The organism is Streptomyces sp. NPDC059371 (assembly GCF_042751995.1).
GTDB lineage: Bacteria > Actinomycetota > Actinomycetes > Streptomycetales > Streptomycetaceae > Streptomyces.
In genome coordinates, this window is sequence record NZ_JBHYXD010000043.1 from 1 (window position 1) to 15,978 (window position 15,978).

Consider the following 15,978-nt stretch of genomic DNA (forward strand, 5'->3'; position numbering starts at 1 on the left):
ACACCCCCGGCGTTGGGGTGGGACGATATATTTTTAAACCACCCCCCTGATACCCGCCGCGGCGGGGGGTTATTGACCCGGGGCCGGGGGCATAATAACCGGGCACGCCCCGGGGAGAACCCCCCGGGGCCATGCCCGTTGTGCGCGTGCGGACCGGATCAGCCGGTGACCGCGGCTCCGTCCGTCTCGCCGGCCACCCGCTGGGCGGGGACCACGTCGGCGGCGACCACCTCGGCGAGGTCGACGTCCACGACGTCGGCCGCCGTCACGCTCTGCTGGCCGAGGTTGCGCCGCTCGGCCTCGAGCGCCAGCCCCCGCACCGCGGCGTTGAACTGGTCGATGGAGGCCGGCTCGTCCGGGCCGAGCAGGTAGCGCTTGAGTTCCTTGCGGCCCTCGGCCTGCGCGTCCGCGGCCGGATCGGCCACCGCCGCGAGCAGCTCGCCCAGCCCGGCGGCCGAGTTGGTCAGGATCACCGCGGCACGCACCGCGGTGTTCTGGCGCTTGAACTCCTCGGCGCCGAGCTCCGCGGAGTCGGTGACGGCGTACGGCTTGCCGCTCGCGATGAAGTCGGAGACGACACTGGAGATGTCCGAGACCATCGCGTCGGAGACGTTGAAGCAGTCGTACAGGCGCGGCTCGGCACCCGTGATGACACGGTGCTCGGCGGCACCGAAGGAACGCCAGTAGGCGTCGTTCCACTCGGCGCGCAGCCGGGCGGTCTCGGCGTGCCGGGCCGCGTCGACCATGCCGTCGCGGGTGGCCTCGGCCTCGTCGCCCTTCTCGCCGCCGGTGCCGGACAGCTCGGCGATACGGGCCTCGATGCGGGTCAGGTCGGCCTTGGCCTGCGCCTGGACGGCCGCGTCGACGGCGAAGCGGGCGTCGCCCGCGCGCTCCGCGCCGGCCTTCTCGACCAGGGCGGTGATCCGCTTGTGCGCGGCGCCGGCCTCGGCGCTGACGGTGCCCGTGAAGGGGTGCGGCTTGTACAGGACACGGACCGGCGGGTCGGCCGCGACCAGCTTCTTCACGATGTTCTCGCCGGCGAGAACGATCGAGGTGTTGCCGGGGTTGCCGTCCCAGCCCTCCCAGGTCGGCGCGTACAGGACCGTCGGGACGCGGCCGTCGGGCACGCCCTGCCAGGTCTGGATCGGGGCGAGCTGCGGGCGGCCGACCTCGACGATGTCGTCGTCACGGACGCCGACGTCGGCTATCGCGTAACGGTCGCGGCCCGCGCGGCCCGCGGTCCACACCTCGTCGTAGGCCTTGCTGAACGGGTTGACGCTGGCGAGCTTGTCGCTGTCGCCGTGGCCGATGAAGACGTGCTGGATGGTGGGCACGCGCAGCATGTGGATGTTCTTGCCGACGTTCGCCGCGTAGAGCGCGACACGCACCGTCGACAGGTCCATGTTCATCAGGTGCACCCCTCCGGGCACGCAGATGACCGGCACCGTGGTGGGCGCCATGCGGTCCAGGATCGCCCGCTCGCGGAGGATGATCAGCGGCCGGGTGTCGAGCTGCTCCATCGTCTCGAGCCACATGTTGACCTGGTACGCGGAGTCCTTGGAGCCCGAGAAGTAGAGCACCGTCTCCGGGCGGTGGTCGGCCAGCCAGTCGTCGACGGCCGCGAGGACCTTGTCGGCGTTCGGCGGGATCCTCCGTCCGCGCACGAACGGGACGAGCGCCGCGACGTAGCCGAAGGCCAGCAGCACGGACACGGCGACGCCCGCGAAGCCGTAGACGTTGTTGTCGGTCGCCCCGGTGACCAGGAGGCCGACGACGGCCACCAGGTCGAGGTGGAGCATCTTCTCCGTGGACCGGGCCAGCAGCCCGCGCGGCGGCGCGTCCGGGATGCGCACACGCGAGCCCAGGTCGACGTTGCGGGTGGCGACGGGCATCTTGCGGCGCAGCCGTATCAGCGTGATCAGCGCGCCGTGCGGTGCCTGGAAGCCGTAGAAGGCCAGGAAGCACGCGATGGCCGCGTAGAACACCATGCTGTTCGACAGGTCGAGCCGCGCCAGGAGCAGGACGAGCAGCAACTGCCGGATCAGGAACCGGATGGACAGACCGGCCCGCACCTTGCTGAGGCGGTTGACCAGATAGCTGCCTCGCCGGTGCAGATAGTGGTCCGCCAGGTACGTCACGGCGGCCGCGGCCGCGAAGGCGCCGACGCTCGGCAGGAGCGCGGCGAGCATCAGAGCGGGGAAGCCCAGCATCATGAGGGCCGCCGCCGCCAGCTCGGCCGCGCTACCCACCCGGGCAACGCGAATAGCGGTGGAAATCACGGAGAAACCTGCTCTTGAGGGGTGAGTGCCGGTTTCGATACCAAAAGTACTTTTGATACCGAAGAGGAACCAATAAGCGAAAAGTGAACTCTACGGACTCAGGCCCTTGTGAATACGCGGCGAAGGCGCGGACACAAAGGCCTGAATTCCGAAAGACTATTCGTTTTTGATTATGCCACGCCGTCCTGGCGGTCCAGGACCGCGGCCAGAGCCGCCTCGAAGCCGGAGGCACGGCCCGCGCCGGCCGTCGGGTCCTGCTGACGGACGTCGATGACGTGACCGGTGAGTTCGGAGAGCAGAACGTCCAGCGAGGTGTGCGCGACGGCCTCGGAGGACAGCAGCGAGCCCGCGGGCTCCTGGCCGAACGCCTTCGTGCGCATGGGGGTCGCGGTGCGCTCGGGGTTGATGCAGTTGACGCGGATACCGTCGCCGGCCCACTCGTCGGACAGCGCCTGGGTGAGGTTCACCATGGCGGCCTTGGTCGAGGAGTACAGGCTGTACTCGGCGCGGCCGCGGGTGTAGCTGCTGGATGTGTAGAGCAGGAGCTGGCCCTTGCTCTCGGCCAGGTACTTGTACGAGGAGCGGGCGATCTGCACCGGGGCGAGGTAGTTGACCTTCAGCGCTTCCTCGATGGTCGCGTTGTCCGTCTCCGCCAGCTTGCCGATGCGCAGCACGCCCGCGGTGTTGATGACGTAGTCGATGCGCCCGGTCTCCGCGTACGCCGTGGAGAGCGCGTCGTCGACCTCCTCGGGGTTCTCGACGTGCGTGCCGGTGGTGGAGCGGCCGAGCGCGTACGTCTTGGCGCCGTAGCCCGCGGCGAGCTCGGCTATGTCCTTGCCGATGCCGTACGAACCGCCGAAGACGACGAGGGTCTTGCCCGTGAGCAGCTCACGGTAGGCGTCCTCGTCGGCCTGCTCCGGCGCGGTGGTCGAGGCCAGCTGGAAGAGCTTGTCGGCGATGAAGACGTCGACGGGCTGGGTGACCTTCATGTTGTACTCGTCGCCCGCGACGACGTGGATCGGCACGTCCGGCAGGTACTTGAGCACGACCGAGCAGTCATCCGTGGCCTGGAAGTTGGGGTCACCGGCCGCGACCTTGTAGGCGCGGCGGATGGTGGACAGCTTGAACGCCTGGGGCGTCTGGCCGCGGCGCAGCCGGGAGCGGTCCGGGATCTCGGTGATGAACTCGCCGTCCTCGCCGTGGGTGCGGGTCACGATGATCGTGTCCGCGGACGGGATGGCGACGTCGACGGCCTGGTAGCGCTCCAGGGCCGTGACGCAGTCGTCTATGACGCGCTCTGACAGCAGCGGGCGCACGGCGTCGTGGAAGAGGACGTTGGCGTCCTCGCCCTCGGCCAGACCCTCGCCGAGGGCGGCGATGGCACGCTCGGTCGTCTCGTTCCGCGTCGAGCCGCCCTCGATGACGCGGGTCACCTTGGTGAAGCCCGCCTTCGCGACGATCTTCTCGACGTCCGGCACATAGCCCGGCGCCATGAGCACGATGATGTCGTCGATCGAGTCGGCCTGTTCGAAGGTGGTCAGCGTGTGCTCGATGACCGCCTTGCCGGCGATCTTCAGCAGTTGCTTCGGAATCGACAGACCCACGCGCTGACCGGTTCCGCCGGCCAGGATCACTGCGGTCGTACGGGGCTTGGCAATGTGCTCAGACACAGGTGACCTACCTTGGGGCGACAGGGAACCCGGGAATGGTCCCACCTACGGTTACTGCCATGCAAGGTGAGCGCCGTCTACTGCATATGTGCGCGCAACCGGCCATTCACCTTGCACACAGGCTACTTCGAGGACACAAGGTCGAATTGTCCGGATTTGCTGTGAGTAACTCCACACGTCCCGCCCGGGATCCTCACGCTCTTCTCAGGTGCCCGAGCACCCGGTGACCAAGCACACGGACGAGTTCCCCGAACGCGTCCGGTGAACCGAGCGGATCCCGGCGGCCCGCTCAGGCTCGGCGGCCACCGCGGCGAGCACTCCGTGGAGGGCCTGGGCGGCCGTCTCGGGGTCGATCCCCGGCACGGCCGCCGCGATGCCGGTGGGCGCGGCGTGACCAGGACCTGCACGCGGTCGCGGCCCAGGGCGTCGACGATCCGCGCGACGGAGAGCCGCCCTGGAACTCACGTGAGTCCCAGGGCGGCTCTCCGTCGTACGGGCACATGCGGTTCGTCGTACGGGTCGTGCGCCCGGTCCGTCACACGAGCCGAACGCCCGGCTCCCCCGCGTCGACCCGCAGCCGGGCCAGGGTGCCGGAGGCCGCGTCGGGCTTCAGCACCGTCTCCGCGACGCGCACCTGCGCGTCGATGCCGTCCCGCCGGATGTCGAAGAGGTGGTAGCCGCGGTGGGCGTCGATGAACTTCCAGTGCGGGTTGTCCGCCATGCGCGGGTCCCACTCCCTGTGGAAGACGGTCTGGTCCTGGTCGCCGCCGCTGGCGATGGACGTCCCCACGAACTCGGCTCCCACGACGGCGGACTCGGGGTCGGCGAAGTCCGCCTTGAGGTCGCTGATCATCGTGAGGTGCCGGTCGCCGGTGAGGACGACGGGGTTGCGGATGTCCGCGAACTCCCCCATGAGGGCGTTGCGTTCGGCCTGGTAGCCGTCCCAGGCGTCGTAGTACCAGAGCTTGCCCTCGCCGACCTGGAGGTCGGTCTCGGCCATCATGATCTGCGAGGCGACGAGGTTCCAGCGGGTGGGCGAGTCGCGCATCCCGCGCAGCAGCCACTCCTTCTGCGTGGCTCCGAGCATGGTGAGCACGGGATCGTTCGCGCCCTCCTGGCTCGTCGCCTGATTGCTGCGGAACTGCCGGGTGTCGAGGACGTTCAGCCGGGCGAGGCGCCCGAAGTCGAGCCGCCGGTACATCCGGATGTGCGGTCCGTCCGGGATCGCGGTGGCCCGGACCGGCATGTGCTCGTAGTACGCCTGGTAGGCGGCGGTCAGCCTGGCCACGAAGGCGTCGTGCGTCTGCTTGTCCGGGTCCTGCGGGATCTCCCCGGCGAAGTCGTTGTCGACCTCGTGGTCGTCGAAGGTGACCACCCAGGGGGCGTTCGCGTGCATCGCCGCGAGGTGCGGGTCGCTGCGGTACTGGGCGTACCGGTTGCGGTACTGGACGAGGGTGTACGGCTCCCCGGTGCCCTCGTGGCGGCGCACGGCCGTCGCCGACGGCGAGGACTCGTAGATGTAGTCGCCGACGAACAGGACGACGTCGGGGTCCTGGTCGAGCATGTCGGCGTACGGGGTGAAGTAGCCGTTCTGCCAGTTCTGGCAGGAGGCGAGGGCGACGCGCAGGGAGCCGCCCACGCGGAAGGGGGGCGGCGCGGTGCGGGTGCGGCCCGTCGGGGAGACCTGGCCGTCCGCGCGGAAGCGGTACCAGTACACGCGGTCCGGGCGCAGCCCGCGGATGTCGGCGTGCACGCTGTGGCCGTACTCGGGACGCGCGTACGCGGTGCCGCGGCGCACCGGCTTGCGGAAGCGGGCGTCCTCGGCGATCTCCCACTCGACCGGCACCGCGCGGTCGGGCATGCCGCCGCCGTTCAGCGGGTCGGGGGCGAGCCGGGTCCACAGCACGACCGCGTCGGGCAGCGGGTCACCGGAGGCCACACCGAGACTGAACACAGCGTCGGGCAGAGGGGTTTCGGCCGCACGGGCGGTGCCGGGCAGCTAGAGCTGGGCGGAGGCGGCGGCGCCGAGTACGGCGGCCGAGGCGGTGAGAAAGTGGCGACGATCGCGTGAGACTGCTCCGGGCATCGGCGAACTCCCTTGCGTCGGTTGCCTCTTGGACACCGGGAAGCCCACACGGCACAGCGGCCCACCTCTTGAACAGAGCGCATCGTACGCATGACGAACACACGAGCAACGAACGACCCGCCGCGACAGGGGATTTCGAAGCTCCGCCGGGTGCCTCTGAATCCATCCGGCGGGCCAAGGTCAGTCGTCGAGGGACCGTCCGAAGCGGGAACCGGTCGTGGCCAGGCCCAGGGTGGCCCCGCCGAAGGAGGCCGAACCGCGTGCCGTGATGCCGCCGGAGGCCGCGGAGAAGGTCCACGCGGCGCCGTTGCCCGCGTTCTCGTCCGGGTCGCCGACGACCAGTCCGTCCTTCTTGTCGCCGTCGCCGTCGCCGTCGACGAGGGCCGTCTCGGCGCCGAAGCGGTCCAGCCGCTCGGCCGTCCCGGGCACGCCGGAGGTGCTCTGCGTGAACGACGTGGCGCCGGCACCGGTCAGCCCCGAGGCGCTGCCCCTGAGGACGAGGACGCTGCCCGCGTCGGTGGTGGCGCCGAGGTCATCGCCGGGCAGCCCGGTCGCCACGTCGAGGTAGCCGTCGCCGTCGGTGTCGCCGCCTAGAGCCCCTTGGGGCCAACCCAGTTGACGACCACGGCATGACCGCTGTCCACGCGTCCATCATCGACACCGCCACGGAGGAGAGCAGATCCGCGTATCCGTCGCCGTCGAGGTCGGCCCTGGGGGGAGCGTCCGCTTCCGGAGCGGAACGCGGGGGGGGGGGGGGGGTTGTGTTAATCTCGACCGCCCCCCCCGCGCGACAGCCCCCCGCCGGCGGTGTCTTGGGCGGGCCGGGCGGGGGCGGCGCGGGGGGGCGGGGGGGGGCGACCCACACCCCCCCCCCCCCCGCCACGACTGACAGCCCAGCCGATCGGTTGTCCTGCCCATGCCCTGGGCTTCCCTCGCGTTCACCCGGGGTGGCCTCTGAGCCGGTCGAGACCTGGAACGGCCCCGGGGCGGCTTCCGAGCCGGTCGAGACCTAGAAGGGCTCGAAGTCGTCGTACTCCTTCTCCGACTCGTCCCGCTCGGCCTGCTTGTCCCGGCGGCGCTGGGTGGCGGGGCGCGGGGCGTCGAGGCGGTGGTCCTCACCGCGGCGGCCCAGCATCTCGGCACCGGCCATGACGGTGGGCTCCCAGTCGAAGACGACCGCGTTCTCCTCGGGGCCGATCGCGACGCCGTCGCCGGAGCGGGCGCCCGCCTTCATCAGCTTCTCCTCGACACCGAGACGCGCGAGCCGGTCGGCGAGGTAGCCGACGGCCTCGTCGTTGTTGAAGTCGGTCTGGCGCACCCAGCGCTCGGGCTTCTCGCCGCGCACGCGGAAGAGGCCGTCCTCCTCCTGCGCCACGGTGAAGCCGGCGTCGTCGACCGCCTTCGGACGGATGACGATCCGGGTCGCCTCCTCCTTGGGCTTCGCGGCCCGGGACCGCGCGACCAGCTCGGCGAGCGCGAAGGACAGCTCCTTCAGGCCCATGTGGGCGACCGCGGACACCTCGAAGACGGCGTAGCCGCGCGACTCCAGGTCGGGGCGGACCATCTCCGCCAGGTCCTTGCCGTCCGGAACGTCGATCTTGTTGAGGACGACCATGCGCGGACGGTTGTCCAGACCGCCGTACTGCTTGAGCTCCTCCTCGATGATGTCGAGGTCGGAGATCGGGTCGCGCTCGGATTCGAGGGTGGCGGTGTCCAGGACGTGGACGAGCACGCTGCACCGCTCGACGTGGCGCAGGAACTCCAGGCCGAGGCCCTTGCCCTGGCTCGCGCCGGGGATGAGGCCGGGCACGTCGGCGATGGTGTAGACGGTCTCGCCCGCGGTCACCACGCCCAGGTTCGGGATGAGGGTCGTGAAGGGGTAGTCCGCGATCTTCGGCTTGGCGGCGGACAGGACCGAGATGAGCGAGGACTTGCCGGCGCTCGGGTAGCCGACGAGGGCCACGTCGGCGACGGTCTTCAGCTCCAGGACGATGTCCTGCATGCCTCCGGGCACGCCGAGCAGCGCGAAGCCGGGCGCCTTGCGGCGGGCCGAGGACAGCGCCGCGTTGCCGAGGCCGCCGCGGCCGCCCTCTCCGGCGACGTACGTGGTGCCCTCGCCGACGAGGTCCGCGAGGACGTTGCCCGCCTTGTCGAGCACGACCGTGCCGTCCGGCACGGGCAGGACCAGGTCCTGGCCGTCCTTGCCGGAGCGGTTGCCGCCCTCGCCGGGCTTGCCGCTGGTGGCCTTGCGGTGCGGCGAGTGGTGATAGTCGAGCAGCGTGGTGACGGACTGGTCGACGACCAGGATCACGTCACCGCCACGACCGCCGTTGCCGCCGTCCGGGCCGCCGAGCGGCTTGAACTTCTCCCGGTGAACGGAGGCACAGCCGTGGCCTCCGCTACCCGCGGCGACGTGCAGCTCGACGCGGTCCACGAAGGTGGTCATGTGGGGTGCCTCCAGGACTTCGGTTACTTCGGATACTTCGATACGTACGCACTTCGGATACCTCAGTACGCACGGAATGTCTCTTGCGTAAACACGCGAAAGGCGGACCCACTTCCCGTGGGGGAAGTGAGGTCCGCCTCGCGAAGAACTTCTGTTCTACGGAGCCTGGGCCCCGAGGCCTTCGATCCGGTCCGCGTGGGACCGGATCAGCCTCGACGGGACTTGATCAGGCGACCGGAACGATGTTCACGACCTTGCGGCCGCGGTGCGTGCCGAACTCGACCGCACCGGCGTCCAGCGCGAACAGCGTGTCGTCCTTGCCACGGCCGACACCGTTGCCGGGGTGGAAGTGGGTGCCACGCTGGCGGACCAGGATCTCACCGGCGTTGACGGTCTGACCGCCGAAGCGCTTCACACCGAGCCGCTGAGCGTTGGAGTCGCGACCGTTCCGAGTGGACGATGCGCCCTTCTTGTGTGCCATGTCTCAGTCCCTACCCTTACTTCGCAGCCGCGGGGATCTCAGTGACCTTGATCGCCGTGTACTGCTGGCGGTGGCCCTGACGACGGCGGTAGCCGGTCTTGTTCTTGTAGCGAAGGATGTCGATCTTGACGCCCTTGTGGTGGTCCACGATCTCGGCCTGGACCTTGATGCCCGCGAGGACCCAGGGGTCGCTCGTCACGGCTTCGCCGTCGACAACGAGCAGGGTCGAGAGCTCGACCGTGTCGCCAACCTTGGCGGTGGGAATCTTGTCAACCTCAACGATGTCGCCGACAGCAACCTTGTGCTGGCGACCACCGCTGCGCACGATGGCGTACACGCGGATCTCTCTTTCGCTCGGAACGGAACCCCGCAGTCCAGCCGACCGGGAACGAACACGGAAGGCCTCTCCCGGTCACCGGGGTGTCCGAGAGGAAAAGGTTTACGGGGTGCGGCGCGTCAGGGGACACGCCGACGGTCAAGGTTACGGGGCCACGACCGAAGGGGTCAAACCAGGCCGGGCCCCGCGGGTGTGCCACCGGTCACGCGGCGCCCCCGGCCCGCTTGACGCGCGGGCCGGGGACACCGTGCGGAGCCTCAGCTCTCGTCGGTGGACGCCGTGACGGTGGAGAGCGTCTGCTCGGCCGCCGCGGTCTTCTTCGCCGTGGACTTGGCGGCCGTCTTCTTCACGGTCGCCTTCTTGGCCGTGGTCTTCTTCGCGGCCGTCTTCTTGGCGGCGACGGTCTTCTTGGTGGCGGCCTTCTTCGCCGTCACCTTCTTGGCCGTCTTGCGGGCGGCCGCCTTCTGCGCGGCCGGCGCCTCGGCGTCGGCCTCGACGGCCTCCGCCCCGGCGTCCCCGGACTCGGGCTCGGGCTCGGCGACCGGCTCAGCGGCGGCCGACGGGACGACCACGACGGCCGCCTCCGCGGACGCGGTGGGCGCGGTGGCCTTGCGCACGGCACGGCGGCGCGGACGGGCCGGCGCGGCGCTCGCGGCGGGGGCCTCGGCCACCGGCTCGGGCGCCGTCTCCGTCTCGTCGGCGGTCTGCGCGGGAGCCTCGGCGACGGGCGCCGCGACCGGCTCCGTGACCGTCACGACGGCGTCCTCGGCCGACTTGGGCGAACCGGCCGGCGCCGACACCTTGCGGGTCGCACGACGGCGCGTACGGCCCTGGGGAGCGGCCTCGGCCTCCGCCACGGCGGCCACCGGGGCCTCGACGGTCTCGGCCGGAGCCTCGACGACCGGAGCCTCGGCCACCGACTGCTCGGCGGCGGGCGCCTCGACGACCGGGTCCTCCGCCGCGAACGGCTCGGCCTCGGCTGCCTCACGGGACCGGGCGGCAGCCCGCTCGGCCCGCTCCTCGCGCCTGCTCCGGGGAGCGCGCTCCTCGGTCTTCGGCGCACCCGCCGGGGCGGACGCGCGACGGGGGGCCCGGCGCCGCGAACGGCCCCGGGTGGCCGCGGCCTCCGCCTCGGCGGCACTGCCGTAGAACTCCTCGTCCGGCTGGAACTCGGTCTCGACGAGCGCGACGGGCGCGGCGACCTCGGCGGCCACCTCGGCCTCGGTCTCGGTCTCCGGCTCCTCGGCCGACTCGTGCGTGAACTCGTGCTCGTGGTCGTGGTCGTGGACCTGCTCGGCACCGCCACGGCCGCGCTTCTTGCGCTTGCCGCCGCCACCGATGGACGTCGGCTGCTCCATGTGCACGATGACACCGCGGCCGTTGCAGTGGACACAGGTCTCGGAGAAGGACTCCAACAGGCCCTGGCCCACCCGCTTGCGGGTCATCTGCACGAGGCCCAGCGAGGTCACCTCGGCCACCTGGTGCTTCGTACGGTCACGGCCCAGGCATTCGAGCAGGCGCCGCAGCACCAGGTCGCGGTTGGACTCCAGGACCATGTCGATGAAGTCGATGACGACGATGCCGCCGAGGTCACGCAGCCGGAGCTGGCGCACGATCTCCTCGGCCGCCTCCAGGTTGTTCCTGGTGACGGTCTCCTCGAGGTTGCCGCCCTGACCGGTGAACTTTCCGGTGTTGACGTCGACCACGATCATGGCCTCGGTCTTGTCGATCACCAGCGAACCGCCGCTGGGCAGCCAGACCTTGCGGTCCAGCGCCTTCATCAGCTGCTCGTCGATCCGGTACGTGGCGAAGACGTCGACCTCGGAGGTCCACCTCGACAGCCGGTCGGTCAGGTCGGGCGCCACGTGGGAGACGTAGCCGTGGATGGTCTCCCACGCCTCGTCACCGCTGACGATGACCTTGGTGAAGTCCTCGTTGAAGATGTCGCGGACGACACGGACGGTCATGTCCGGCTCGCCGTAGAGCAGGGTCGGAGCGTTGCCGCTCTTCGCCTTCTTCTGGATGTCCTCCCACTGCGACTGCAGACGCTCGACGTCACGGCGCAGCTCGTCCTCGCTCGCACCCTCGGCGGCGGTGCGCACGATGACACCCGCGTCCTCGGGGACGATCTTCTTGAGGATGGTCTTCAGGCGCGCGCGCTCGGTGTCGGGCAGCTTGCGGCTGATGCCGGTCATCGAGCCCTCGGGCACGTACACGAGGTAGCGGCCCGGCAGGGAGACCTGGCTGGTCAGACGCGCGCCCTTGTGACCGATCGGGTCCTTGGTGACCTGCACGAGGACCGACTGGCCGGACTTGAGGGCGGACTCGATGCGGCGCGGCCCGTGGGCCATGCCGAGCGCCTCGAAGTTGACCTCACCGGCGTAGAGCACCGCGTTGCGGCCCTTGCCGATGTCGATGAAGGCGGCTTCCATCGACGGCAGCACGTTCTGGACCTTGCCCAGGTAGACGTTGCCGACGTACGAGGTCGCCTGCTCCTTGTTGACGTAGTGCTCGACGAGCACGTCGTCCTCGAGGACGCCGATCTGGGTGCGCTCGCCGCTCTGGCGGACGACCATCACCCGCTCGACGGCCTCGCGGCGGGCCAGGAACTCGGCCTCGGTGATGATCGGAACCCGGCGGCGGCCCTGCTCGCGGCCCTCGCGGCGGCGCTGCTTCTTGGCCTCCAGACGGGTCGAGCCCTTGATGGACTGCACCTCGTCCGAGGGCTGCTCCTCGCGTCGGCCGCGCGGCTCGCGGACCTTGACGACGGTGCGCTCGGGGTCGTTCTCGCCGGGCTGCTCGGCGTCGCCTCCGGAGTCACCGGCGCGACGGCGACGGCGGCGACGGCGACGGCTGCTGCTGGAGCCGCCCGCCTCCTCGCGCTCGTCCGCGTCCTCGGCGTCCTCCTCGTCCTGCTCCGCTGCGTCCTCGGCGTCCTGCGCGGCCTGCTCGGCGGCGATGTCGTCCTCGCCGGCCTCGCTGTCCGCGTCCGACTCGGCGGACTCGCCGCGGCGACGGCGACGGCCACCGCGACGACGACGGCGACGGGAGCCCGCAGACTCCTCCTCGCCCTCGTCACCCTCGACGGCGTCCTCCGCGTCCTCGGCGGATTCCGTGTCCTCGTCCTCCGCGTCCTCCGTGTCCTCGGCGGACGCGGCGTCCTCGACGGACTCCTGCGGCTCCTCGGTCACGGCCGCCTGCGGCTCGTCCTCGAAGCCCCGGCGACGACGGCGCCTGCGGCCGACGGCCGGCTCCTGGACGGTCTCGGCCGGCTCGGGGGCCTCAGCGGCCTCGGCCGCCTCGGCGGCAGCAGCGGCGGCGGCCCGCTCGGGCGTCTGGAACATCGGCTCGGTGAACACCGGCGCCTGGAACACGGCGACGGCCGGACGGCCGGGGCGCTGCGAGGACTCCTCGGTGTCCTTCTGCGCGGGCGCGGAGAAACCGACGGCGGCCTTGCGGGTGGCGCGGCGGCGGCTGCGGCGCGGGCCACCCTCCTCCGCCTGCGCGGCTTCGGTCTGCGCGGCTTCGGTCTGCGGGGCTTCCGTCCTCGGGGCCTCGGTCCGCGCGGTCTCGGCCTCGACGGCCTCGGGCTTGCTCTCGCTGCTCACGGGCGCCTCCACACGCTCGTCGGCGGTGTCGCCCTCGGGCGCACCGGCGGGAGCCGAGGCCCGGCGGGTGGCGCGACGGCGGGTCGTGCGGCGCGGGGCGGCCTCCTCGGCGACGGGCTCGGCGGCGGGTGCCTCGGGCTCGGCCTCGGCGGGGGCGGCCACCGGCTCGGCGGCGGTCGTCGTGGCCTCGACGGCCTCGGCGGGCGCACCGGCGGGAGCGGAGGCGCGGCGGGTGGCACGACGGCGCGTACGACGCGGGGCGGCGTCGTCGGTCTCGGCGACGGCGGCCTCCGCGGGGGCTTCCTGGGTCTCCTCGACCGCGGCCGCCTCAGCGGCCTCCTCGGTCTCGTCCGTCTCCTCGGCCTCGACATCGGCGGAGGTCACGGCCCCGGCGGGGGTCTCCTCCGCCGCGAGGTCGGCGGACGCCACGGCCGGTATGGCCGGCGCGGTGGTCTCGGCCGCGGCCTCGGAGCCGGCGGTCGGCGGACCGGCGGGGCGCGACGCGGCGCGGCGGCGGCGCCGCGGCGGCAGGGTGTCGCTGGGAGTGTTGTTGTTGTCGGAACCCTCGGTGGGTTCGGTCGGCTCGAGCATGCGGGTGGATCTCCCGTCAGGCTCCCGGGCGCCGCGCCTGGTCCGGCGATGCCGGTGACGTCCGCGGCTCGCGCGTTGCGCGGTGCCGCCGTCCGGGGCGCGGGCGCCGCACGGGAGCTCTCTGTGTCCTGTCTCGCCGGTTCCGTACGCCATGTGTGCGTACGGCCTGGCGAAAGTCTTTAAGGTCGGTACGCTGCCCGACCCAGGTGGCTCCCGGATACGAGGGCGGCGCTACGACAACGGTCCTTACGCGGGACCTTCCTTACGCCGACGCCTTCGCGGCGGCAGCTTCGGCGGCCCCTGTGCGATCGGCTGGGGCGGCTGCGACTGCCTCGCGGTCGGGCGCGAGCGGGTCGGTCACCGTGCCGGTCTCTTCATCGAACAGCCCCTGCGCCAGCCTGGTCACCGCAGCGGCGACCGGCGGCGCCAGGTCGGCCACGGCGCGAAGACCGGACAGGACGTCGTCGGGTCGAACGGCAGGCGTCACGTGCCGAACAACCAGCCGCAGTATCGCACAGGCCTGGTCGGTCGGCCTATCAGCCTGTGGATCGTGCGTCTCGAGGGTCGTCCCCAGACTCGCCACGGCACCGCGGGCGTCGAACGTCCGCATGCCGTTCTTGGTCTTGCGGCTGACCTCCACGGTCTCGGCCGCGTTGAAGGCCTCCACCGCGTGCTCCGCGTCCGCCGGGTCCACGCCCTCAAGGCGCATCTCCCACACGGAAGCCGTGAGCCGTTCGGCGAGACCCGAGACGCGGGCCTCGACCGCCTCGGTGATGTCGAGCCCCGGGGGCATCGACTCGTCGAGGAGCTCGCGCAGCTTCTCGGGGTCGCGCCGGTCGGTGAGCGCGATCTCCAGATACTCCGCCTCGCTGCCCGTGCCGGTGGGTGCGGCATTGGCGTACGACACCTTCGGATGCGGCGTGAACCCCGCCGAGTACGCCATGGGTACGGCGGCACGGCGCAGGGCACGCTCGAAGGCGCGCTGGAAGTCACGGTGGCTGGTGAACCGGAGGCGGCCGCGCTTGGTGTAGCGCAGTCGGATGCGCTGCACCGCGGGTGCGGGCGGCGGGCCTTCGGGCTGTCGCTTGCCCAGTGTCGCTCAGTCCTTCATGAGTGCGGTCGTACTGCTACCAAGAGTACGTGTCTCACCGCCCGCCGGTTCCCGCCGGGCGACCGGCTGTGGTTCCGGGGGTGCCCCGAAGAGCATCCGCCGGAAGTCGGCGCGGGCCTGCCGGGCGCTGTCCCGGGCGGACTCCAGCGCCTGCCGTGCCGTCCGCCGGATCCCGCGCGCCACCTCGGCCGCGGGCTTCAGCACCAGATCCCGCACGGCGTGCCCGACCGGCGTCAGCACGGTCCGGTAGGCCCAGCGGGCCGGCTCGACGAAAGTCCACCGGAAAAGACGCGCGAGGAACCGTCCGACGGCGAGCGAGACGTACCCGGCGATCCGCCAGGCGTGCCCGAGGGCCTCGCCGATCTCCCTGGCCACGACGGCGAGGGCCCGCCCGACGGGCGCGAGGATCCAGCGCCACACGGCGAGAGCGGGAAGCACCAGCAGGACGCGCGCGGTCCAGTAGAGCGCGGCTCCGACGGCCACGAAGATCATCCGTACGATGCGCACGAACCCGTCGGCGAGGAAGGCGATCGCCCTGCCGACGGGGGTGAGGACCCAGGTGTACAGCCACAGGGCGGGGACGACCAGCAGATACCGCGCCAGCCAGGCGACCGCGGTATACACCCCGAACGCGACGGCCCCGAGGACCATGCCGACACCCTTGAGCAACCGGGCGACAGCGCGCCCGACCGGCGTGAGCAGCCGCGCGTACACCCAGCCGCACACGGCCTCGACACCACCGAGGACCCGGTCGAGTGCGGTCAGGACGCCGCCGACGACCCACATGAACGCGGCCAGGGCCCCCGTGAACACCAGCACCAGCAGGGCACCGGTCTTCCGGGCCGTCCAGGCGAGGGCGTGCCCGATCGGGGTCAGGACCGTGCGGTACAGCCAGACCGCGGGAACGACGAGCAGCACGTGCCCGAGCCGGGCCAGCGCGCCGCCGACCGGGCGGAGGACGTAACGCCACAGCGCCACCCAGGGCCACACGAACAGCGCCCGCGCCACCCATCCGAGAACCAGCCCGAGCGCGCGCCCCAGCGGCCGGAGCAGCGTGTCCCGAAGAAACCTTCCGCCGACGACGAGCGCGTCCCACACCATCCGTACCGGCACGACGAGGACGAGCACGACGATCCGCACCGGAAGGCGGATCGCGACGGCGAGACAGCCCTCGGCCTGCGTACCGGGCCGGACGGTGGCCTGCGTAGCGGGCTGCGCGGCGGACGGTTTTTCCAGATCCATACCTGCGTAGACGCAACGGCCGCCACAATGGATGCGACATATCCCCATCTCCGTGGCGCGCCCCGGCCCTGCCCCTGCCGGCGGCTGCCTCTCGCGCCCTCCGGACGCCGCGGGACTGCCGGGAGCC

The 15,978-nt window shown here is 71.5% G+C and carries 9 protein-coding genes and 1 pseudogene; all 10 read right to left on the bottom strand.

Annotation, left to right across the window (positions count from 1 at the left end; translation table 11 throughout):
- Nucleotides 1-158: 158 nt before the first annotated feature.
- Nucleotides 159-2,249, bottom strand: a complete 2,091-nt coding sequence (locus ACFXGX_RS23370) for a hypothetical protein (protein ID WP_384794501.1) — start codon at nucleotides 2,247-2,249, stop codon at nucleotides 159-161.
- 200 nt (nucleotides 2,250-2,449) lie between these two features.
- A complete protein-coding gene (locus tag ACFXGX_RS23375) occupies nucleotides 2,450-3,949 on the bottom strand; it encodes a D-ribitol-5-phosphate cytidylyltransferase (RefSeq protein ID WP_384794503.1) in 1,500 nt (499 codons plus the stop codon).
- A gap of 535 nt (nucleotides 3,950-4,484) precedes the next feature.
- A pseudogene (locus ACFXGX_RS23380) lies at nucleotides 4,485-6,035 on the bottom strand (alkaline phosphatase D family protein).
- A 180-nt stretch (nucleotides 6,036-6,215) separates the two neighbouring features.
- Nucleotides 6,216-6,650: a hypothetical protein gene (locus ACFXGX_RS23385; protein WP_384794593.1), complete on the bottom strand. Its 435-nt coding sequence runs from the start codon at nucleotides 6,648-6,650 to the stop codon at nucleotides 6,216-6,218.
- Nucleotides 6,651-7,044: 394 nt separating this feature from the next.
- Entirely contained in the window at nucleotides 7,045-8,481 is a 1,437-nt protein-coding gene (gene obgE, locus ACFXGX_RS23390) for a GTPase ObgE (RefSeq protein WP_384794505.1), read from the bottom strand.
- 226 nt (nucleotides 8,482-8,707) lie between these two features.
- Nucleotides 8,708-8,962 (bottom strand): 50S ribosomal protein L27, encoded by a 255-nt coding sequence (gene rpmA / locus ACFXGX_RS23395; protein WP_161306244.1) that lies wholly within the window; start codon nucleotides 8,960-8,962, stop codon nucleotides 8,708-8,710.
- A 16-nt stretch (nucleotides 8,963-8,978) separates the two neighbouring features.
- Nucleotides 8,979-9,299, bottom strand: coding sequence for a 50S ribosomal protein L21 (gene rplU, locus ACFXGX_RS23400; protein WP_164320786.1), 321 nt, complete (start codon nucleotides 9,297-9,299; stop codon nucleotides 8,979-8,981).
- A gap of 257 nt (nucleotides 9,300-9,556) precedes the next feature.
- A complete protein-coding gene (locus ACFXGX_RS23405; protein WP_384794508.1) occupies nucleotides 9,557-13,498 on the bottom strand; it encodes a ribonuclease E/G in 3,942 nt (1,313 codons plus the stop codon).
- Between the two features lie 262 nt (nucleotides 13,499-13,760).
- Nucleotides 13,761-14,549: a TIGR03936 family radical SAM-associated protein gene (locus ACFXGX_RS23410; protein ID WP_384794510.1), complete on the bottom strand. Its 789-nt coding sequence runs from the start codon at nucleotides 14,547-14,549 to the stop codon at nucleotides 13,761-13,763.
- Between the two features lie 48 nt (nucleotides 14,550-14,597).
- Nucleotides 14,598-15,851: a hypothetical protein gene (locus tag ACFXGX_RS23415; protein WP_384794512.1), complete on the bottom strand. Its 1,254-nt coding sequence runs from the start codon at nucleotides 15,849-15,851 to the stop codon at nucleotides 14,598-14,600.
- Between the last annotated feature and the right edge of the window lie 127 nt (nucleotides 15,852-15,978).

Excerpts from the sequence above, each read along its gene's own strand:
- obgE (WP_384794505.1), bottom strand. The coding sequence starts at position 8,481 with ATGACCACCTTCGTGGACCGCGTCGAGCTGCACGTCGCCGCGGGTAGC.
- ACFXGX_RS23405 (WP_384794508.1), bottom strand. The coding sequence starts at position 13,498 with ATGCTCGAGCCGACCGAACCCACCGAGGGTTCCGACAACAACAACACT.
- ACFXGX_RS23415 (WP_384794512.1), bottom strand. The coding sequence starts at position 15,851 with ATGGATCTGGAAAAACCGTCCGCCGCGCAGCCCGCTACGCAGGCCACC.
- rpmA (WP_161306244.1), bottom strand. The coding sequence starts at position 8,962 with ATGGCACACAAGAAGGGCGCATCGTCCACTCGGAACGGTCGCGACTCC.